Source organism: Neobacillus drentensis (assembly GCF_036966985.1).
GTDB lineage: Bacteria > Bacillota > Bacilli > Bacillales > Cytobacillaceae > Neobacillus > Neobacillus drentensis_E.
On record NZ_JBALSN010000772.1, the window covers coordinates 1 to 2374 of the forward strand.

Here is a 2374-nt window from a genome sequence, read left to right on the forward strand (position 1 = left end):
GTTAAAGAAAGGCTTCAACGAATCAATATTGATTCCATCCTCGCTTCTGGTTATATAGAGCAATTGATTGAAGATCAAACTTGGACAACATTCCCAACAACGTACCATTCAGAAAGACCGGATGTCGTGACATCTCATTTATTGGAGGGGAGAATTGCCATAGTTGTCGATGGAACTCCGTTTGTTGTAACGGTTCCAGCTATTTTTATTCAATTTTTCCAAGCGCCAGATGATTACTATTCACGGTTTGACATCTCAACTGGGATACGATTGTTAAGAATTTTGGCATTCCTTATCGCAGTTATTGGACCTTCTGTTTATATTGCTGCGACTACTTTTCATCAAGAAATGATTCCAACCACTATGGCCATTGCTATCGCTGCCCAACGTGAAAGTGTTCCATTTCCAGCCTTTGTTGAGGCATTAATCATGGAGGTAACGTTTGAAATATTAAGGGAAGCTGGACTAAGGCTTCCAAGAGCAGTTGGTCAAGCCGTATCAATTGTAGGGGCGCTCGTAATTGGCCAGGCGGCCGTACAGGCGGGGTTTGTTTCGCCTGTCATGGTTATTGTCGTTTCCATCACAGCCATCGCAAATTTCTCCACCCCGGTTTTTGCAATGGCGATTGCAGCAAGGTTAATCCGCTTTGTCCTAATGGGATTAGCGACAGTGTTAGGCTTTTATGGAATCATGTTGGGTCTTATGTTCATGACGATCCATTTATGTTCACTCCGTTCATTTGGAATTCCGTACATGATGCCACTCGCACCTTTTAATCTTCACAATCAACAAGATGCATTTGTTCGTTTTCCTGTCTGGGCTATGAAAAATAGACCGATGTTTATAAGTAAAGGCAATATCAAAAGAACCGGGGAAAATCAAAAGCCACAACCCCCAAAGCAATCGGAAAATCAATCTAAAAATGGTGAAGAGTAATGAAAAAATGGTTGCTTGTTATTTTGTTTTTTATAATGTCTATGCCAGTCCTAAGTGGATGCTGGAATCAGAAAGAGCTAACAGATTTGGCCTTTGTGATGGCACTTGGTATTGATCGGGGCGAGGACGATTTGTATCATGTCTCGTTTCAGCTTGTTAATCCCGCGAACGTTTCAACAGGACAAACTGGAGGAGGTCAGGGTCTGCCGATTGCGGTTTATAAAAGCACAGGTAGGACGATAACGGAAGCAGCGAGAAATGCAACGAAAAAAGTTTCACGACGGTTATATTATGCACATACCAATTTAGTGGTTGTTAGTGAAGAAGTTGCTAGGGATAGAACTTTAATGCTTAAAATGTTGGATGCCTTTGCAAGGGACCCAGAGTTTAGAACTACTACAGAAATCGTTATTGCAAGAGATTCTACCGCGGAGGAAATCGTCACTACTCTGACTATTCTTGATAAACTACCTGTTACCAAAATTACAAAAGAGCTTAAATTTACTGAAGCAATGAAAGGGGAGAATATGAGTATAAGTATTGATGATTTGATTGACGGGATCGTTGGAAACGGGAAAGAACCGATTTTAAATGGTTACCAACTAATTGGTATGAAAGAAGAAGCCAACAAGGCAACCAATTTGCAAAAAACAACAACCGATGCTTTTCTCGCAGCAGATGGCCTAGCGGTCATTAAAGATGGGGCATTGATTGATTGGATTGAAAGTAAAAAATCTCGTGGAGTCATATGGATTTTAAATAAAGCAAAGAGTACCGATATTACGCTTAAATGGAATGGGAAGAAAAATGCCCTTAGTATTGTCCCTATTCGGTCAAAAACCAAGGTTTCACCAGTTTTTAAAAACGGAAAACCCGTTATCAATATAAAGATTGAGAACGAGGGCTGGGTGAGTGAAGCAAATACAGCTATTGATTTGATGGATCCAAAAATTATTGAAAAAATTGAAAAGTTAACGGAGAAAGCGATTAAGAAGGAAGTACAGTCGACTGTGAAGGAAGTGAAACGGCTTAAGTGCGATATCTTTGGGTTTGGTGATGTTGTTCATAAAGCCAATCCTGAATTATGGAAAAAGCTAAAGGGAGATTGGAACAATAATTATTTTGCAGACCTTGAGGTGAATGTTAAGGTGGATACTTACGTCCGGCGTGAAGGGGTTCGGACGAATCCGTTTTGGTCAGATATTAATAAATAAGGATAGATATGGAATGAGGGGGGGCTCGTACATGGAAAAGGCAAAAATAAGTGGATTCCAATTGTTCGTGCTTATTGTATTGTTCGAAATGGGCAGCGCGCTTCTCCTTAGTCCCGGATCAGAAGCGAAACAGGACGCCTGGATCGCTATATTGTTCGGCTTAGTTGGGGGAATCATTGTCTTTTTTATTTATTATCGCCTATTTATGTACTATCCTGACCTGC

3 protein-coding genes are annotated in these 2374 nt (G+C 40.6%); all 3 read left to right on the top strand.

Annotated elements, in window-relative coordinates:
• Positions 1-936: spore germination protein (locus V7659_RS31580; protein WP_335543921.1), on the top strand; the 936-nt coding region annotated here is incomplete at its 5' end.
• A complete protein-coding gene (locus tag V7659_RS31585) occupies positions 936-2150 on the top strand; it encodes a Ger(x)C family spore germination protein (protein WP_335543922.1) in 1215 nt (404 codons plus the stop codon). The genes V7659_RS31580 and V7659_RS31585, both read left to right, overlap by 1 nt.
• Positions 2151-2181: 31 nt before the next feature.
• A partial coding sequence (locus V7659_RS31590) for a GerAB/ArcD/ProY family transporter (protein WP_335543923.1) occupies positions 2182-2374 on the top strand: 193 nt, incomplete at its 3' end.

What these genes read in the sequence shown, in the direction of transcription:
- V7659_RS31585 (WP_335543922.1), top strand. Translation starts at nt 936, where the DNA reads ATGAAAAAATGGTTGCTTGTTATTTTGTTTTTTATAATGTCTATGCCA.